Source organism: Mesorhizobium sp. M1A.F.Ca.IN.020.06.1.1 (assembly GCF_004023265.1).
In the GTDB taxonomy this organism is placed as follows: domain Bacteria; phylum Pseudomonadota; class Alphaproteobacteria; order Rhizobiales; family Rhizobiaceae; genus Mesorhizobium.
On the sequence record NZ_RZSR01001832.1, the window covers coordinates 1 to 419 of the forward strand.

The 419-nt window shown below is 65.6% G+C and carries 1 pseudogene; it reads right to left on the minus strand.

The annotated features are described in order from the left end of the window. Positions 1–419: pseudogene (locus tag EOA60_RS37125) on the minus strand (stage II sporulation protein M); the annotation flags it as partial.

The window sequence follows — 419 nt, forward strand, 5'->3', positions numbered from 1 at the left end:
GATAAGCGGCGAAGCCCGACAGAAAGTGGTCGCCGCCGCCATAAAGCACGCTGCGCAGCATCTCGGCCGACGAATCCGGATTGCGCCCGCCGGCGAGGCTCGGCGCGATGATGGCGTCGTACCAGCGCTTGTCGGAGGCGACCAGCCAGTACCCGGCAATGGCGCCGATCACCGTCAAGGCGACCGATGCCCACACCTCGCGCCACAAGTCGCGGATCGCCGCCGGCCAGTCGTGCAGGAAGAAGTCGCCGATGCGCGTTCTCAAGGATCGCCGCGCGCCATAGAGGTAAAAATAGCCGCGCAGGCAGAGCGCTTCGAGGTAAGCAATCAGTGCGCTGTCGAGCGAAGTGGCTCGCGCCACCGAAAGCGAGGACAGTGCCGAGCGGTAGAGGAGGGGCAGTGACAGCAGCTCCTCTTCC